This is a genomic window from Mucilaginibacter sp. NFX135 (assembly GCF_048565145.1).
In the GTDB taxonomy this organism is placed as follows: Bacteria; Bacteroidota; Bacteroidia; order Sphingobacteriales; family Sphingobacteriaceae; genus Mucilaginibacter.
In genome coordinates, this window is sequence record NZ_CP183412.1 from 4,245,253 (window position 1) to 4,262,198 (window position 16,946).

The following is a 16,946-nucleotide window of genomic DNA, read 5'->3' on the forward strand; positions in this document are numbered from 1 at the left end:
TATTTAGTTAAGTTATGAATAAACACTACTCCTTATCAAATAGGGCCCAAAAACTTACCCTTATACTCCTTTGTTTTATAGGTTCCTTGTTGATAAGCACCGGTGCCTATGCTCAATATTTTGGGCAAAATAAAGTGCGTTATAAAAATCTCAAGTTTAAAGTTTATAAAACCCCGCATTTTGAAATTTACTATTACCTAAAAAATGATAGTATGGTAAAGCGCTTTGCCCAGGAAAGCGAGCTGTGGTATACATTACATCAACAGGTTTTTAAAGACACGTTTAAGACAGCCAACCCTATTATTTTATATGCCAACCACCCCGATTTTCAGCAAACTACCGCTATCGACGGCGAAATTGGCGTGGGCACAGGTGGTGTTACCGAAGGCCTGAAAAACCGGGTAGTAATGCCGGTGATGGAAACCAACCAAACCACCCGCCACGTTATCGGGCACGAGCTGGTGCACGCTTTTCAGTATCGGGCGCTGCAGGCTGGCGAAGGCGATAGTTTCGAGGAGATCAATAATATCCCGCTGTGGATGATCGAGGGTATGGCCGAATACCTGTCATTAGGCAAAAAGGATTCGTACACGGCCATGTGGATGCGTGATGCCTACCTGAACCATGATATTCCCACTGTACGCGACCTTACGGAAAGCAATAAGTATTTCCCCTATCGTTATGGCCAGGCTTTCTGGTCGTTCCTAGGCTCAACCTATGGCGACACGGTAATTGTACCCTTCTTTAAGAACACGGCACGCTATGGCCTTAATTATGGCATCAGGCGTACCTTTGGGTACGATGACAAGACCTTGTCGCGCTTATGGAAAACCTCCATCGAGAACACTTATAAACCCTTTTTAAAAGATACCATTCAAAAACCGGTAGGTCTTAAATTGATAGACAGCAAAACAGGCGGCGACCTGGTAGTGGCACCGGCTGTAAGCCCGGATGGAAACTATGTAGCCTTTTTATCGGCTAAAAGTTTGTTCTCCATTGATCTTTATCTCGCCGACGCGCATACGGGGCGCATATTACGAAAGCTCACGAGCAAAGTATCCAATACGCATATTGATGAGTTTAACTTTATAGAATCGGCAGGCACGTGGTCACCGGATGGTAAACGCTTTGCTTTCAGTGTATTCAGCAAAGGCCGAAACAGAATGATCGTGGTGGATGTTGCAAGCGGCAATACACTGGATGATGTCTCTATGGAAAAAGCCGAACAGTTCAGTAACCTTTCATGGTCGCCCAATGGTAAAGACATTGTTTTCCAGGGGTTATCCGAAGGGCAAGGCGATCTGTACTCTTATAATTTTGATACCAAAAAAGTTACCCAGCTAACCAACGATAAATATTCCGATTATCAACCCAGCTATTCCAGGGATGGTAAAAAGATCATCTTCTCGAGCGACAGAAGCACTTATGACCAGTCGTTAGAACAGGATATCCCATTTAACCTGGCGGAGCTTGACCTGGCCACAGGCAAAATAACCGACATCAAAATATTCAACGGTTCAAATAACCTGAACCCGCAATACTCTGCCGATGGTTCGCAGGTATACTTTTTATCCAACCGCGATGGTTTCCGCAATATGTACCGTTACACCCTCAGCAGCGGTAAAATTGAGCAAATGACCGATCTGTTTACAGGTATCTGTGGTATTACCGAATATTCGCCGGCGTTAAGTATCTCCAATCACGATGATGTGGTTTACTCCTATTATCGTGCTCAAAAGTACTCCCTGTACAATGCTAAGGCATCCGATTTTAAACCGGTTACTTTGCAGGCTACAGATGTTAACTTTAGTGCAGGCATACTGCCACCGGCCCGCGCTGTTGGTGTCGATCTGATCAACTCCAACTTAAATAACTACCTGGCTTATAAAAAGATTCCTGCCGATTCGGTTGTCGACATCGCTTACAAACCCAAGTTTAAACTTGATTATTTGGCTGGCAGTGGTATTGGCATTGGCGTAAGTAGTTTTTACGGTACAAGTCTTTCAAGCGGCATACAAGGGGTATTTAGTGATATCCTGGGACGTAACCAGATATTCGCGGCAGCCTCGGTTAACGGACAGATCTATGATTCCGGTGCGGCAATAACCTATGTAAATCAAACCGGCAGATGGAACCTCGGCTTTGGCATATCGCACATTCCCTATCAATTTGGTATTCAAACAAGAACATTCCCAACAAAAAGTGTGAGCGGTAAAAACGAGACTGTCCTTTCAGATAATATTGACATCATACGCAATTTTGAAGATGCGGCCAGGGTCTTCACCTCCTATCCTATTTCCAAAACAACGCGTTTTGAAGTCGGCGCCGGTGCATCCTACAACACCTACAGGGTTGATCGGTACAGCGATTACTATGCTTTAGATACCACTATCAATGCCGATAAAAGCAAAACCATTACCACAAATTATTTAACATCAGATAAGAAAAAGATCTCCAATGACGATGAAGGTAAACTGATCGGCACCAGCCTAAAATCATACTCGCTTTTTCAGGTATCAACCGCTTTAGTGGGCGATAATTCCTTTTTTGGTGTAACTGCCCCACTCAACGGTTTCAGGTATCGCCTGGAAGCTGAGTACAATTTCGGCACCTACCATTTCTTCGCGCCAACTATCGATCTCCGGAAGTATGTACGGGTTGAACCGGTTACTTTTGCTGCAAGGTTTTATGGCTATGGTCGTTTTGGCGGTGATGCCACCGGGCTTTATCCTTTATACGTAGGCTATCCGTTTTATATACGTGGTTATGAAGGCCAAACTTTTTACAACAATGGCAAAGCAGGCACTAATGGCTTTACCATTGATCAGCTATCTGGCAGCCGCATAGCGGTATTCAACTTCGAAGTGCGTTTACCGTTTACCGGACCCGAGAAACTGGCCCAGATCAAATCAAAGTTCCTATTTACCGATCTTAACTTATTTTTCGATGCGGGCTTAGCCTGGAATGCCGGCGACCATATTTATTTTCAAAAAAATCCGCCGGTAATAGGCGAAAAACCGGTACTTAATGACGATGGCACGCCTACTATAGCAAATGGGCAACCCGTTACTGAACCGGTGTATGGCAGGGTTCCGGCGTTAAGCGCGGGTATATCATTAAGGATTAACGTATTTGGGGCTTTTGTGCTGGAGCCTTACCTGGCTGTTCCATTCAATCGTACCGATGTTAAAAAGCCACTATTTGGTTTAGGGTTTACACCCGGATGGTAGCCAAACATCACATAAAAGTAATAAAAGCAAAAGCGGCAATAAAGTCGCTTTTTTTATTTAAAACCTAAACGGCTTAAAATAGTTATGAAATAATATCTGTTTATATTTGCAGCCTGATATGAAAAAAATACTGTTATTGAGTCTGGCTCTGATGATGTGTAGCTTCGCCGTACTTGCCCAGGCAGCTGATACCGACCCGGTTAATAACATTCCGGCATTAGGCCCGATGCATACTATTGCCGGCGACAGTATGCAACCCGCTAATGATATTGTACAAAATATAGCCTCAGACAAGGATCTGTCCATCTTTTATAATTTTGTTAGTTCGGCCAACTTAACCGAGACTTATAAAAGTAAAGGACCTATTACCATATTCGTGCCCGCTAATGATGCATTTGAAAGTTTATCTCCCGGTAAGCTCGATACGCTTTCAAAACCCTCGCATGTTTGGGAGTTAACCCACATCCTTGCTTATCACGCTGTTGCCGGGAAATTTAGCGCCAAGGAATTACATAAGCTGATCAATAAGCATAAAGGGGCAACTACTTTAACTACGCTTAGCGGAGGCAAACTGATCGCTAAAATTGATGGCAATAATAATATTGTATTAGAGGATGAAACCGGTGGTCAAAGTATCATTACCCGGTTTGATATTGCACAAAGCAACGGCGTAGTACATATCATCAACAAAGTGCTGTTGCCCAAACCCAAAGCCGTATAATAATACAGGCGAATGACAATCTGCCTAAAACAGTATTACGTATTTAAGATATAATATTTGTAAGGTTTTGTTGCTATTGGCGACTAAACAAACAAAAGCCCAATGAGTGTAATAACTCATTATTCTATTTATATTGATTAAATACTTAAAAATGAAAAGATCAATTTTAGTAATAGCGATATTATTTGTTGTGACTGCATTTGGCTGTCAGAACAGCAGTGGCCAGATTGCCAAAAAGAAGCTGAGCAAACCAGCAGAAGAGTGGAAAAAAACATTAACCCCCCACCAATACCATATTATGGTTGAAAGCGGTACAGAGCCACCTTATAAAAACGACTACTGGAACAATCACCAAAAGGGTGTTTACGTAAGCGCGGCTACCGGCGAAGTATTATTTAGCTCCGATGATAAATTTGACAGCGGTACAGGCTGGCCAAGTTTTGTAAAACCCGTCGACTCCAAAAAAGTTGCCATTGTACATGACGACAGTTACGGCATGAGCCGCGACGAAGTTATTGAAAAAAGCACTGGTTTACACCTGGGTCATGTTTTTGACGACGGCCCTGCAGACCGTGGCGGCAAAAGATACTGCATGAACTCGGGTGCATTAAAATTCATTAAAAAGTAACCGCCCGGCGATTAGCATTTACAGATGGGCGCAATTGCGGCCTTACCCGTAAACCACTTTCAAACTTTAAACCAATGGTCAGATCTATCCAGTCCGGATTAACAGGTCTGATCATTTTTTCTTTTTGCGGGCGGGTGTAAGTGCTTACTACTTTAAAACGTTCCATAGCCTGTTCTTCAGTATTGATCTCTTCAAAATAAACCAAACGATTAAGCTGCTGTGCGCTGTCGAAAAATAAAGTGGGCATATCGCTGTAGAATTGCAGTGTCTTTACCAGATCTGAGCATAAACCAACGTGAAGATTTTTCCTGTTCCTGTCGGTGATGATATATACAAAACGTTTCATTTTATGATAAAAATTTTGGTGAACCAATATTTATTACTAACTTTATGAGCATAAAATTACTAATAATTTTAGCAAATGCAAATTTTATGTCAATAATTTCACAAAATATTAAGTTTCTCCGCAAAAAGAAGGGTTTAACCCAGCAGCAATTTGCCGATCAGTTAGGTATAAAACGCTCATTAGTAGGTGCTTATGAAGAAGAAAGAGCCGAACCCAAATACGAACTACTAAAAATTTTAGCAATATTTTTTGACATTACTATTGATGATTTTATTAACGAAACCATCGATGAAAAATGGGCGCCAAAACCTAAAGGCAATCCGGCTAACCTGCGCATACTGAGCATCTCTGTTGATAAAGAGGATAATGAGAATATTGAAATGGTACCGCTAAAAGCAAGCGCGGGCTACCTAAATGGCTATGCCGATCCTGAATATGTATCTCAATTACCTAAATTTTATCTGCCTATGTTTAAACAAGGCACCTATCGTGCTTTTGAAATAAAAGGCGATTCAATGCTGCCTATAATATCAGGCGATATTATTATAGGTGAATACCTGGAGAACTGGGCCGACATAAAAAGCGGCGAAACTTATATTGTGATATCTAAAAACGATGGGGTTGTATATAAACGTATCGGTAATAAATTTAAAGAAAACAAAAAGCTCAAATTAATATCGGATAATCCTGTTTATGAGCCCTATGAAATAAACGGCGAGGATGTGCTGGAAATATGGAAGGCAAAAGGCTATATCTCCACACAATTACCGCAACCCACACCTGAGCCTACCATGGAAAGCCTCACCAGTATGATGGCCCAGATGCAGCGCTCCATATCCAATTTACAACAAAGCAACAATTAAGTTACATCAGCTTATTTAAACCTTTACGGCATATCTTTATCCTAAGATTATAAAACGTAAATAAATTAAAAGCTATGAAAAAATTGTTGTTAATGTGCTGTTTCCTTATCGGGATTTCAGCGGTAAGCCGTGCACAAGGTGGCGGTATGAGAAAAAGTCCGGAAGAAAGGGCTAAAGCTCTGCAAACACAGCTAAAGCTTTCTGACGATCAAACCACTAAAGTGACCGCCATATATAAAGAACAGGCTACCAAAATGGATAGCGTTAGAACAGCAGCAAATGGCGATAGGGATGCGATGAGAAGCGCTATGATGCCAATGATGAAAGCAACTAATGATAAGATCAAAGCCCTTTTAACACCAGAACAAGCTACTGCTTATGATGCCGCCATGAAAGAACGCATGGACAGAATGAGACAAGGTGGCGGCGGAGGCGGCTCACAAAATTAATTCATAATAGAAGCGGCTTAGCGCCGCTTTTTATATTTTTGCACAAATCATTTTCATTTGACGGCTGCAGAAATATATTTAAAAACCAGGCTTAACGAAAGGCAATCATCAGGAACGTACAGGACATTAAAACCCGAAAACGATCTTATTGATTTTTGCTCTAACGATTATCTTGGCTTTGCACGATCTGCCACCCTAAAGAGCAGCATTGAGCAGGAAGTACAAAATCACCCGCATAGCTTTAATGGCTCAACCGGGTCCCGGCTGTTATCTGGTAATTTACAATATGCCGAAGACCTGGAAAAAACCATTGCTGTTTATCATCAATACCAGGCTGGTCTCCTTTTTAATTCCGGGTATGATGCCAACCTGGGTTTGTTATCATCGTTAGCACAGCGTGGCGATACTATTATCCTGGATGAACTGATCCACGCCTCGGCAATTGATGGCGCCCGACTAAGCTATGCCAATCGTTACAGCTTCAAACATAATGATACCGAAAGCCTGGAAGCTAAATTAAAACTGGCTAAAGGAAATTGCTACGTAGTGATCGAAAGCGTTTATTCTATGGATGGGGATACTCCCCCGCTATTGGATATACTGCATATTACAGAAAAATACGGCGCTAACTTAATTGTTGATGAAGCTCATTCAGTAGGCTTGTACCGTACAGGACTGGTTAGCGAACTTGGCTTACAAAAACGGGTTTTCGCATCAATCGTTACATTTGGTAAAGCACTGGGTGGTCACGGGGCCATTGTATTGGGCAGCGAGATATTAAGACAATATCTGATCAACTTTGCCCGTCCTTTTATTTATACAACAGCTGCCTCCTTTCATCAGCTGGCATCTGTAAAAATGGCTTACCAATTGCTAAATAGTGCGGAACAGGAGATCATAGATCTCAAAAACAATATCAACCTGTTTAAAGAACAGATCACCCCGAAAGGCACATATCCATTATTAAATAGCGACAGCCCTATTCAATGCATCGTGCTTGGCAGTAATAATAAGGCTCGTGATATAGCCAACACTTTGCAAAACAAGGGGCTTGATGTAAGGGCCATACTTAGTCCAACAATTGCCGCCGGCACCGAAAGGATCCGTATCTGCCTGCACTCATTTAACACAAGCGATGACATTATAAAACTTACTGACACTATTAATCAATTTATAAATGCCCGATAAACAACCCATATTTATTACCGGTATAGGCACCGGGGTTGGCAAAACAATTATTTCGGCCATCGTAACAGAAAAACTAAAGGCCGACTATTGGAAACCCATACAGTCCGGCGATCTCGATAATAGCGATACGCTCAAGGTGCGGGACCTGGTATCGAACAAGACCACCCGCTTTTATCCCGAAGCTTATCGTCTGACCCAGCCATTTTCGCCGCATAAATCGGCCGCTATTGATAACGTAGTGATTGATATTCAAACTATTATTCTACCCAAAACCGACAATCAGCTGATCATAGAAGGAGCCGGTGGACTCATGGTACCGCTTAATGATAACGCGTTGATCATTGACCTGATCAAACAATTAAACGCTCAGGTGATACTGGTATCCCAAAATTATTTGGGAAGTATCAACCACACCCTGTTGTCGCTTAGTATGCTTAAACAATATGAAATACCTGTGCGCGGCATTGTATTTAACGGGGATAAGGATATCTACTCAAAAACATTTATCCTCAATTACTCTGGTGTAAAAGAACTGGGTCATGTACCTGTTTTAGATACCATAAACTCCAAAAAAATACGCGGAGCAGGGAGCTATATTACCTTATAGTAGCGCAATCATTTTGCTAAGCAAATAATTTACCTCAATTTAGCTTTTACCATTTTAGAAGCACATACTATGAAAAACATTACCGTAATAGGTTCAGGAACAATGGGAAATGGCATAGCGCATACCTTTGCGCAGCATGGCTTTATAGTATCATTGATTGATATTAACGCCGAAGCTTTAAACAAGGCCGTACAAACCATTGCCAACAACCTTGACCGGCAGGTAAAAAAAGGATCTATCGACGAGCAACTAAAAACCGATACACTAAGCCGTATCAAAACATATACGGATCTGTCATCCGGAGCAGAAAATGCTGACCTGGTAATAGAGGCTGCAACTGAGAACAGGGAGATCAAACTAAAGCTATTTAAACAGCTAAGTGATATTTGCAGTAACGAGGTGATCCTCGCTTCTAACACATCATCCATATCCATCACCCAGATTGCTGCTGTTACTAAAAATCCAGGCAACGTGATAGGCATGCACTTTATGAACCCGGTACCTGTAATGAAACTGGTAGAAGTGATCAGAGGTTATGCTACTACCGATAAAGTTACGCAAACCGTGATGCAATTGTCCAGAACTTTGGGTAAAGATCCGGTTGAGGTAAACGACTACCCAGGCTTTGTGGCCAACCGGATCCTGATGCCGATGATCAACGAAGCCGTTTATACCTTATATGAAGGGGTTGCCGGTGTTGAAGAGATTGACACCGTGATGAAATTAGGCATGGCACATCCCATGGGCCCCTTGCAACTGGCCGATTTTATTGGGCTTGATGTTTGCCTGGCCATTTTAAAGGTATTATATGATGGTTTTGGCAACCAAAAATACGCGCCATGCCCTTTACTGGTAAACATGGTAACAGCCGGTCACCTGGGTGCAAAAACAGGAAGCGGCTTTTATAAGTATACGCCGGGCAGTAAAGACCTGGTTGTGGCGACCAAATTCACCAAAAATTCATTAAACCAATAAATATTCCAACTGTCTATAAATCTGTAACTGCTTTAAATTAAAACATATTACAGATGAAAAAGATAGCAAAAATAGGATTATTACTGGCCTTAACCGGCACCTTATTCAGTTCATGTGCTGCTGATTATTATGTTGCCGAACGCCCTGCAGAACCCGTGTATGTACGTCCGGTAGCTCCCTATCCCGGCGCTTACTGGGTACCTGGTGAATGGGCATGGCGCGGCGGAAGATATGTTTATATAAATGGTTATTATGCACATCCACGTCCCGGTCGTACTTACGTACGAGGCTACTGGCACCCGGTTCGTCGGGGATATGCATGGCACAGAGGCTATTGGAGATAGCCCCCCAGCCCCCTGAAGGGGGAGTTTTTTTTTAAAATCTAATTTCAAACACTAAGGCCTGGTTCTTTTTAGAACCAGGCCTTAGTGTTATATCTGCACATCTGTAATCTGCACATTAAAAGCTCCCCCTTCAGGGGGTTGGGGGGTTACATCCGCTCGGGCACATCAATGCCCAACAGGTTCATAGCCCTGTTGATCACTTTGGCCGATGATGCCGATAACTGCAACCGGAATTGTTTGGATATCTCATCCTCAGCTTGCAGGATTGATTTTTCGTGATAGAACTTGTTATATACTTTAGCCAGTTCATAGGCATAATTGGCTATAACAGCCGGACTGTAATCATTTGCTGCTGTACGGATGATATCAGGAAATTGAGTTAACAATACGATCAGGTCGCGCTCTACATCAGCAAGTTCGGTGACTCCAACTGTAGTATTAACCTGGTAATTCGCTTTGCTCAGTACCGACTTGATACGGGCATGTGTATATTGTATAAATGGCCCGGTGTGCCCCTGGAAATCAACCGATTCATTAGGATCAAACAATAAACGTTTTTTAGGATCAACCTTGAGCAGAAAATATTTAAGCGCTCCCATACCTATAGTATGATATAATTGCTGCTTATCCTCCTCGCTAAAACCATCAACCTTACCCATAGCTTCGGTTTGTTCTTTGGCTGTAGCTTCCATTTCGGCCATCAGATCGTCAGCATCAACTACGGTACCCTCGCGCGATTTCATCTTACCCGATGGTAAATCAACCATTCCGTACGACAAATGGAACAATCCATCAGCTCCGGCCTTACCCAGTTTACGTAATATCAGGAACAGCACTTTAAAGTGATAATCTTGTTCGTTGCCAACCACATAGATAGACTTATCCATGTGAAAGTCATTATATTTTAATTGGGCGGTACCCAAATCCTGGGTAATGTAAACAGAGGTACCGTCTGAACGTAATACCAGTTTCTCATCAAGGCCATCAGGTGTCAAATCTATCCAAACAGAGCCATCCGGCTTTCTGAAGAAAACACCTTTTTCCAGACCTTCTTCAATAATATCCTTACCTAAAAGATAGGTGTTTGATTCGTAGTAATATTTGTCGAAACCGACACCCAGTTGCTTATAAGTTTCAGCGAAACCTGCATATACCCAGCCATTCATGGTTTTCCACAAATCGATCACTTCGGCATCGCCTGCTTCCCACTTTTGCAGCATTTGCTGGGCTTGTTTGATAACAGGCGCATTCTTTTTGGCCTCATCTTCACTTTGACCTTCGGCTTTCAACTCTTCTATTTGGGTTTTATAAGCCTTATCAAACAGTACATAATATTTACCTACCAAATGATCGCCTTTCATGCCTGAGGATTCAGGTGTTTCACCATTGCCAAACATTTGCCAGGCCAGCATGGATTTGCAGATGTGGATACCGCGATCGTTCACCAGATTGGTTTTTATAACCTCGTACCCGGCCGCACCCAATATCTGCGCTACCGAGTAGCCTAACAGGTTGTTACGGATATGCCCAAGGTGCAGTGGCTTGTTGGTGTTGGGCGATGAATATTCCACCATTACTTTGTGTCCGTTGGGCTTGGCTATGGCAAAATCATCCGATAGTATATGGTTATATAGTTGCCCTATCCAGTATTCGTCGCTTATGGAGATATTCAAAAAGCCTTTGATCACATTAAAGGCGGCAACCTCTTTCAGTTCATTTTTCAGATACTCCCCTATTTCGGCGCCGGTTTGCTCTGGCCCCTTGCGCGAAAATTTGGTAAAAGGAAAAGTGACTATGGTTATTTGCCCTTCAAATTCTTTCCGGGTTTCCTGTAAACTTATAGCAGCCGGGGCTACATCTGTTTGATATAGTTGTTTTATTGCTTTAACAGCTGCCTCAATAATAAAATCCATCCGGCAAAATTAATTAAATTGCCAATATCCTTGTTATAATAAAATGTTGATTATTCTGAATAGATTTGTTCTTCTTATATCCATTTATGACACTTAAAAACAACGATTTTAGAATAGATGTAACCTCCGAAATTGGAACGCTCCGCACTTTACTCATCCACAGCCCAGATAGTGGCCTGGGTAAAGTAGTACCGTCAAAAGCCCAGGACTGGTTGTTTGAAGACATTGTGCACCTGGATACCATGCGTAAAAACGAGTATGATTATTACGTAAAATTGTTGCTTTATTTTTTGGATCCAGATAAAATCAAAGGCAAGTTACAGCAAGTTGATCATGACCATCAACGTACATTTTTTAAGCCCGACAACCCAGGCTTTCACGCTTCGGGCAAAGTAATTGAGATACAAACCTTACTGGCCGATATTTTAAAGCAGGCCGATATCCGCGAAAAACTGGTAGCATCCGTTTGTGCTATTGAAAGCTGTAACTACCGCTTGCAGCAGCAACTGATAGATACCGATCCTGTTGAGCTGGCCAAAATATTCATATCGGGTTCATTAAGTACCGAAGAGATGATCTTCGCTCCTATACCCAACCTCATATTTTCGAGAGATATTGGCATTGCCATCAACAATCACATGTTGTTGAATAAACCCGCAAAAAAGGCACGTTTCCGCGAAACGCTGCTGGCACGGTATATATTCTTTAATCACCCCCTATTTGCGGAATACCGCAACAATATTCTCGAAATTCCCGAAACCGCCCAGCATTTTTTACGCCCGGGCGAAGACAATCTTGAGAAAACAACGCTGGAAGGCGGTGATGTGATGATGGTAAGTCCGCAACATTTGGTTATCGGCTGCAGCGAACGCACATCCATCAGCGGTGCCAATGAGGCTATTAAGCTTTTGTTTGATAACGATGTGGTAAAAAAGGTAACCATTGTAAAAATTCCGCACAAGCGCGATTACATGCATATTGATACGGTTTTCACACAGGTTAAGCGAGATACCTGGGTACTGTTGCGTTCCCTGGCAGTAGCAGAAGCCCCTATTGAAGAACAGGAACCCATCTCCTGGTTTGCCGATAAAAAACAAAAAGAACGAGCTGAAATTGTACAGTTTGAAAAAGGCGAGAAGCCCAGATTATTCGGCTGTATCGAAGATCTGCTGGCTGATATCAGTGAAAATGATCTGGAAAGCGGCCATAAAACAAAGTTCATTTATTCGGGTAATAATACCTTCCCATTTGATGCACGCGAGCAATGGACAGATTCATGCAACCTGCTGGCTATTAAAGAAGGTGTGGTTTTGGGATACGACCGTAACGATAAAACCGTGGAGGCATTTAAGCAAAATGGGTTTAATGTAATCAGGGTGACCGATTTGTTACAGAAATTTGAATCGGGCGAGCTTGATCCGCAAGAATTGACCAATACTTTAATTTTAATGCCATCAGCAGAACTTTCCAGGGCTCGTGGTGGTTTTCATTGCATGAGCATGCCGCTTTTAAGAGATAAAGTTGTCTGAATCAGAATTAAAGGATTGGCAGAATAATGAAATAACATTCAATTAATTTTCGAATTCTGTAAATTCTGATTCAGACAAAAAATAATCTAATGACTAAATAAAATGACCAATAATCAATCAACCAATAATATATTAATGATCAGGCCGGTCAATTTCGGCTTTAATGAACAAACAGCGGGGAGTAACGCTTTTCAGAACCGGGATGCCAATCAACTGGCCGTTCAGGATAAAGCCCTGAACGAATTTGATGGTTTTGTAAAAACGCTGAAAGAAAACGGAGTAAATGTTACCGTGGTTGATGATACCCCACAGCCATATACACCTGATTCTATCTTTCCGAATAATTGGGTATCGTTTCATGCCGATGGTCAGGTATTTTTGTATCCTATGCAGGCCGAAAACCGTAGGCTGGAACGCCGGGAAGATATCATCAGCAAACTGGAAGATCATTTTAAGGTAGATCATATAGTTGATTTAAGTCGTTTTGAAACTGAAAATAAATTTCTGGAAGGTACCGGTAGTATGGTGCTGGACCGGGAAAATAAAATAGCCTATGCCTGCCTTTCTCCCCGTACAGATAAAGAAGCACTGAGCGTCTTTTGCGAACAGGCAGGTTATCAGGCCGTCAGTTTTGACGCGGTAGACGAACATGAGAAAGCCATTTACCACACCAACGTGCTGATGTGTATTGGAAGTGGGTTTGCTGTGATTTGTACTGATAGTATCCCGAACCCACATGAAAAAGTAGAAGTTCTGGAATCGTTACGGTTAACCAAAAAGGAAATTATTGAAATATCATTTGAACAAATGAACCGATTCGCTGGTAATATGTTGGAGGTAAGGAATAAGGCCGGCGAAACCCTGGTGGTGATGTCTAAAAATGCGTACGAGGCTCTTCATGAAGATCAAAAAAGCACGCTCAAAAAATACGGTAAACTGGTTTACGCTGATATCAATACGATTGAAACTAATGGTGGCGGCAGTGCCAGGTGTATGATGGCTGAAGTGCATTTACCAGCTGTGTCTAATCATTAGTTTACCCTTCTATTATTTTGCACCAAAATGTATACAGCTTTCTGGCACTTTGCGCAAAAAAACTTCCTTACAGGCAAAAAGAATAAAATATTTTTAACAAACCAGTTTCTGTGCATTTGATAATGAAACTGTTTTTTGCAGGTAGAGCAGCAGCGCTTTTTTTTATTATTATCTTTTATCTCCATATTTAATTAAAAGAAATTAATTAACTATGGAGATAAAAATAAGAAAATGATTTACAAAATTTTACTATAAAGAATAAAATCTATGCAAACACTTATAACAAATGTATCTTTTAAATGGCAACCAAAATAAAAAAGTTTTGATTATTGTGCCTCTCGGAATCCTTTCAACCCGTTCTGCACCACATCTTGCGCAGGATAGTTGTTTCTTATTGAGATTACCTGAATGATCTGTTGTTATTGATTGTAGCGACATAAATTATTCTTTTATGCAAAAATAACTACAGGTGAACAAAATGAATGCCACATAGTAAATATTTTAACTATAGAATAAAAATATTACTTTATCAAGACAACTTTTTTGCTTTTTCCTATGTCTTTTTACATGACTATCAGACAAAACAGATACATACACACTGCGATTTATCCCTTGTTAAATAAATTACATTCAAACCATAAAAATTATCCCAACAATTAGCAGTTAATTCCGTTTAAAAATCACATTTTTGCCCCAAATTTTTTAAGGATGCAGAGTTACCAGGAATTTCTTGATTTGAGTGTAGGTTTTCCGCAGGATGGTTTTGAGATCATCGACGATGAACTATACTTTCAGGACCTTAATTTAATGGAGATGATCGAAACGTATGGTACGCCACTACGTTTTACTTATCTGCCTATGATAACCAAGAAAATACAGCAGGCCAAATTGTTGTTTCAGCAGGCTATCATTAAAAATAATTACCGTGGCAGCTACAAATACTGCTATTGTACCAAAAGTTCGCATTTCAGACACATTGTGGAAGAGGCGTTGAAAAACGAGATCCACCTGGAAACATCATCGGCCTTTGACATGCCCATGATTGATGCACTGGAGAAAAAAGGCGCGGTAAACAAAGACATTACGGTGATATGTAATGGTTTTAAAACCTTTCAGTATAAAACCTATATTATTGACATGCTGCATGATGGATTCAAAAACATCATACCGGTACTGGACAATAAGGAGGAATTTAACCTGTACGATGATGAGATTGAGATGGACACCCCTTGTAACCTGGGTATCCGTATAGCTGCCGAAGAGCAACCCGACTCTCAATTCTACACCTCGCGTTTAGGTGTACGTATGGAAGATGTGATTGATTTTTATCATAACAAAATTGAAGAAAACCCTAACTTCCAGGTAAAGTTATTACACTTTTTTATCAACTCAGGTATATCGGATACGCCATACTACTGGAATGAGTTAGAAAAATACGTAACACTTTATTGCAAGTTCAAAAAAGTAAACCCGGCTCTGGATACATTGGATATTGGTGGTGGTATGCCTTTCAAAGATTCGCTGGTATTTGATTTTGATTATGAGTATATGATCAACGAGATCGTAAGCCGTATTAAAGAGATCTGTGCTGATAATGACACCATCGAACCGGATATTATCACTGAGTTTGGTAAATACACCGTTGCCGAAGCTTCGGGCATTCTATATAAAGTATTAGGCCGTAAACAACAAAACGACCGTGAAAGATGGTTGATGCTCGACGGTTCATTCATTACCAATTTGCCGGATGTTTGGGCGCTGAACCAAAAATATATCCTGCTGCCCATTAATAACTGGGATTCGGAATATGAGCGTGTAAATTTGGGAGGCATTACCTGCGACGGACAGGATTATTACAACCAGGAAGCGCACATGAACAGTGTGTTTATGCCTAAAACCCGTAAGGTACAATACCTGGGCTTCTTTAACACGGGAGCTTACCAGGAAGTATTGAGCGGATACGGCGGTATACACCATTGTTTACTTCCTTCGCCCAAGCATGTGATCATTCGCCGCAATCGTGATGAAACATTCAATTTTGAGGTATTTGGTGAGGAGCAGAATAGTAAACAAGTGCTAAAAATTCTGGGCTACACTACATAAGCAGTTGGCAGTTTTGAGTTTGCCGTTGGCACAACTCTTATTATATTATTTTATAGCGATGAGTTTTATACTTATCGCTATTTTTTTGACCGTTGATTATTTTGATTTCGTTGATGGCGCTGATTTTCTGAACCTCGATTCAAAGATTAAGAGATTTCTTGATTTTTTATCTAATTTGTTTGCCATTTTCTTTTGCAAACTGCAAACTGCAAACTGCAAACTGCAAACTGCAAACTGCAAACTGCAAACTGCAAACTGCAAACTGCAAACTGCAAACTGCAAACTGCAAACTGCAAACTGCAAACTCACTTCCCCGAGGCCACTCCCCAGTAACAGCTGTTTCTGATTTTTTTTAATACTTCCGGGTTTATGCCCGATACAGGCTGCTGGTACTTACCTTCATTGTTAAGCAAATACATCGCTCCGCTTTGATTATTATATACATAAGAACACAGATCATGTTCTTCACCATCTTCATTTTTCTTTACATCTATCTTTAAACCATCCGTTACGCGTGATTTATCCGCCGGTTCAGCGGGTGCAGATGCCCTGATCCAATTAACCGTATAAGCTATATTCTGCGATGGCACCGATACGGTATTTTGTTTAAAGCTCTTACTGGCCTGTATTACCTGCAACAAGCATTTTACACAAGGCTCAGCCACGGTAGCAGTGCCGTAATTTTTTTGTGGGTTATTGATCACGCTATCCTTCTTGCCGGCTACCTGCACCGTTGTTTTAGTGATGTCTTTGGATACCGGCTTGGTTCTGACATGCTCACATGCAGTTAAGGCCATCACTATTACACAAAACCAAGTATTCAATCTTAATATCCTCATGTAAGGCAAGCTATTATTATTGTATATACAGTAATGAACGCTTTTTGTGTTAACCTGATGTAAACTATATTACCAAAATGGTAAAACCTTGCCATCTTAATTTAAGATGGTTATTTATTGCATTTAATGGACATGAACAGACCCGATTTTCTATAAAAATTTCTTAAAATTGTCTG

15 protein-coding genes are annotated in these 16,946 nt (G+C 41.2%); 12 read left to right on the forward strand and 3 right to left on the reverse strand.

Annotation, left to right across the window (positions count from 1 at the left end):
* Window positions 1–14: 14 nt before the first annotated feature.
* From ACNURT_RS17555 to msrB, 3 genes are all read left to right on the forward strand, one after another.
* On the forward strand, window positions 15–3,230 hold the full coding sequence (locus tag ACNURT_RS17555; protein ID WP_419698817.1) for a tolB protein precursor: 3,216 nt from the start codon (window positions 15–17) through the stop codon (window positions 3,228–3,230).
* Between the two features lie 118 nt (window positions 3,231–3,348).
* A complete protein-coding gene (locus ACNURT_RS17560) occupies window positions 3,349–3,951 on the forward strand; it encodes a fasciclin domain-containing protein (protein WP_419698818.1) in 603 nt (200 codons plus the stop codon).
* A gap of 151 nt (window positions 3,952–4,102) precedes the next feature.
* Window positions 4,103–4,579: a peptide-methionine (R)-S-oxide reductase MsrB gene (gene msrB / locus ACNURT_RS17565; protein ID WP_419698819.1), complete on the forward strand. Its 477-nt coding sequence runs from the start codon at window positions 4,103–4,105 to the stop codon at window positions 4,577–4,579.
* Here the strand turns inward: msrB and ACNURT_RS17570 are convergent.
* A complete protein-coding gene (locus ACNURT_RS17570) occupies window positions 4,569–4,925 on the reverse strand; it encodes a nuclease (RefSeq protein WP_090471830.1) in 357 nt (118 codons plus the stop codon). The genes msrB and ACNURT_RS17570 overlap by 11 nt on opposite strands.
* A gap of 86 nt (window positions 4,926–5,011) precedes the next feature.
* Between ACNURT_RS17570 and ACNURT_RS17575 the strand changes: the two genes are divergently transcribed.
* From ACNURT_RS17575 to ACNURT_RS17600, 6 genes are all read left to right on the forward strand, one after another.
* The gene (locus tag ACNURT_RS17575; protein ID WP_419698820.1) at window positions 5,012–5,788 is read left to right on the forward strand and encodes an XRE family transcriptional regulator; all 777 of its coding nucleotides are present in this window, start codon (window positions 5,012–5,014) and stop codon (window positions 5,786–5,788) included.
* 74 nt (window positions 5,789–5,862) lie between these two features.
* A complete protein-coding gene (locus ACNURT_RS17580) occupies window positions 5,863–6,237 on the forward strand; it encodes a hypothetical protein (RefSeq protein WP_419698821.1) in 375 nt (124 codons plus the stop codon).
* A 57-nt stretch (window positions 6,238–6,294) separates the two neighbouring features.
* On the forward strand, window positions 6,295–7,425 hold the full coding sequence (locus ACNURT_RS17585) for an aminotransferase class I/II-fold pyridoxal phosphate-dependent enzyme (RefSeq protein WP_419698822.1): 1,131 nt from the start codon (window positions 6,295–6,297) through the stop codon (window positions 7,423–7,425).
* Window positions 7,415–8,032 (forward strand): dethiobiotin synthase, encoded by a 618-nt coding sequence (bioD, locus tag ACNURT_RS17590; protein WP_419698823.1) that lies wholly within the window; start codon window positions 7,415–7,417, stop codon window positions 8,030–8,032. Before ACNURT_RS17585 ends, bioD begins: the two co-directional genes overlap by 11 nt.
* Before the next feature lie 69 nt (window positions 8,033–8,101).
* Window positions 8,102–9,007 carry a 3-hydroxyacyl-CoA dehydrogenase family protein gene (locus tag ACNURT_RS17595; protein ID WP_419698824.1) on the forward strand — a complete coding sequence of 302 codons (906 nt, stop codon included), beginning with the start codon at window positions 8,102–8,104 and terminating at the stop codon, window positions 9,005–9,007.
* 53 nt (window positions 9,008–9,060) lie between these two features.
* The gene (locus tag ACNURT_RS17600) at window positions 9,061–9,351 is read left to right on the forward strand and encodes a hypothetical protein (protein WP_370995067.1); all 291 of its coding nucleotides are present in this window, start codon (window positions 9,061–9,063) and stop codon (window positions 9,349–9,351) included.
* A 146-nt stretch (window positions 9,352–9,497) separates the two neighbouring features.
* Here ACNURT_RS17600 and argS read toward each other — a convergent pair whose 3' ends face one another.
* The gene (argS, locus tag ACNURT_RS17605; RefSeq protein ID WP_419698825.1) at window positions 9,498–11,264 is read right to left on the reverse strand and encodes an arginine--tRNA ligase; all 1,767 of its coding nucleotides are present in this window, start codon (window positions 11,262–11,264) and stop codon (window positions 9,498–9,500) included.
* A gap of 86 nt (window positions 11,265–11,350) precedes the next feature.
* Between argS and ACNURT_RS17610 the strand changes: the two genes are divergently transcribed.
* The 3 genes from ACNURT_RS17610 to ACNURT_RS17620 all read left to right on the forward strand — a co-directional run bounded on the left by ACNURT_RS17610 (window position 11,351) and on the right by ACNURT_RS17620 (window position 15,931).
* On the forward strand, window positions 11,351–12,793 hold the full coding sequence (locus ACNURT_RS17610) for an arginine deiminase family protein (RefSeq protein WP_419698826.1): 1,443 nt from the start codon (window positions 11,351–11,353) through the stop codon (window positions 12,791–12,793).
* A gap of 102 nt (window positions 12,794–12,895) precedes the next feature.
* Window positions 12,896–13,828, forward strand: a complete 933-nt coding sequence (gene ctlX / locus ACNURT_RS17615; RefSeq protein WP_419698827.1) for a citrulline utilization hydrolase CtlX — start codon at window positions 12,896–12,898, stop codon at window positions 13,826–13,828.
* A gap of 708 nt (window positions 13,829–14,536) precedes the next feature.
* Window positions 14,537–15,931, forward strand: a complete 1,395-nt coding sequence (locus ACNURT_RS17620) for an arginine decarboxylase (protein ID WP_370995063.1) — start codon at window positions 14,537–14,539, stop codon at window positions 15,929–15,931.
* Between the two features lie 305 nt (window positions 15,932–16,236).
* Here ACNURT_RS17620 and ACNURT_RS17625 read toward each other — a convergent pair whose 3' ends face one another.
* Window positions 16,237–16,770 carry a hypothetical protein gene (locus tag ACNURT_RS17625; RefSeq protein ID WP_419698828.1) on the reverse strand — a complete coding sequence of 178 codons (534 nt, stop codon included), beginning with the start codon at window positions 16,768–16,770 and terminating at the stop codon, window positions 16,237–16,239.
* Window positions 16,771–16,946 lie beyond the last annotated feature (176 nt).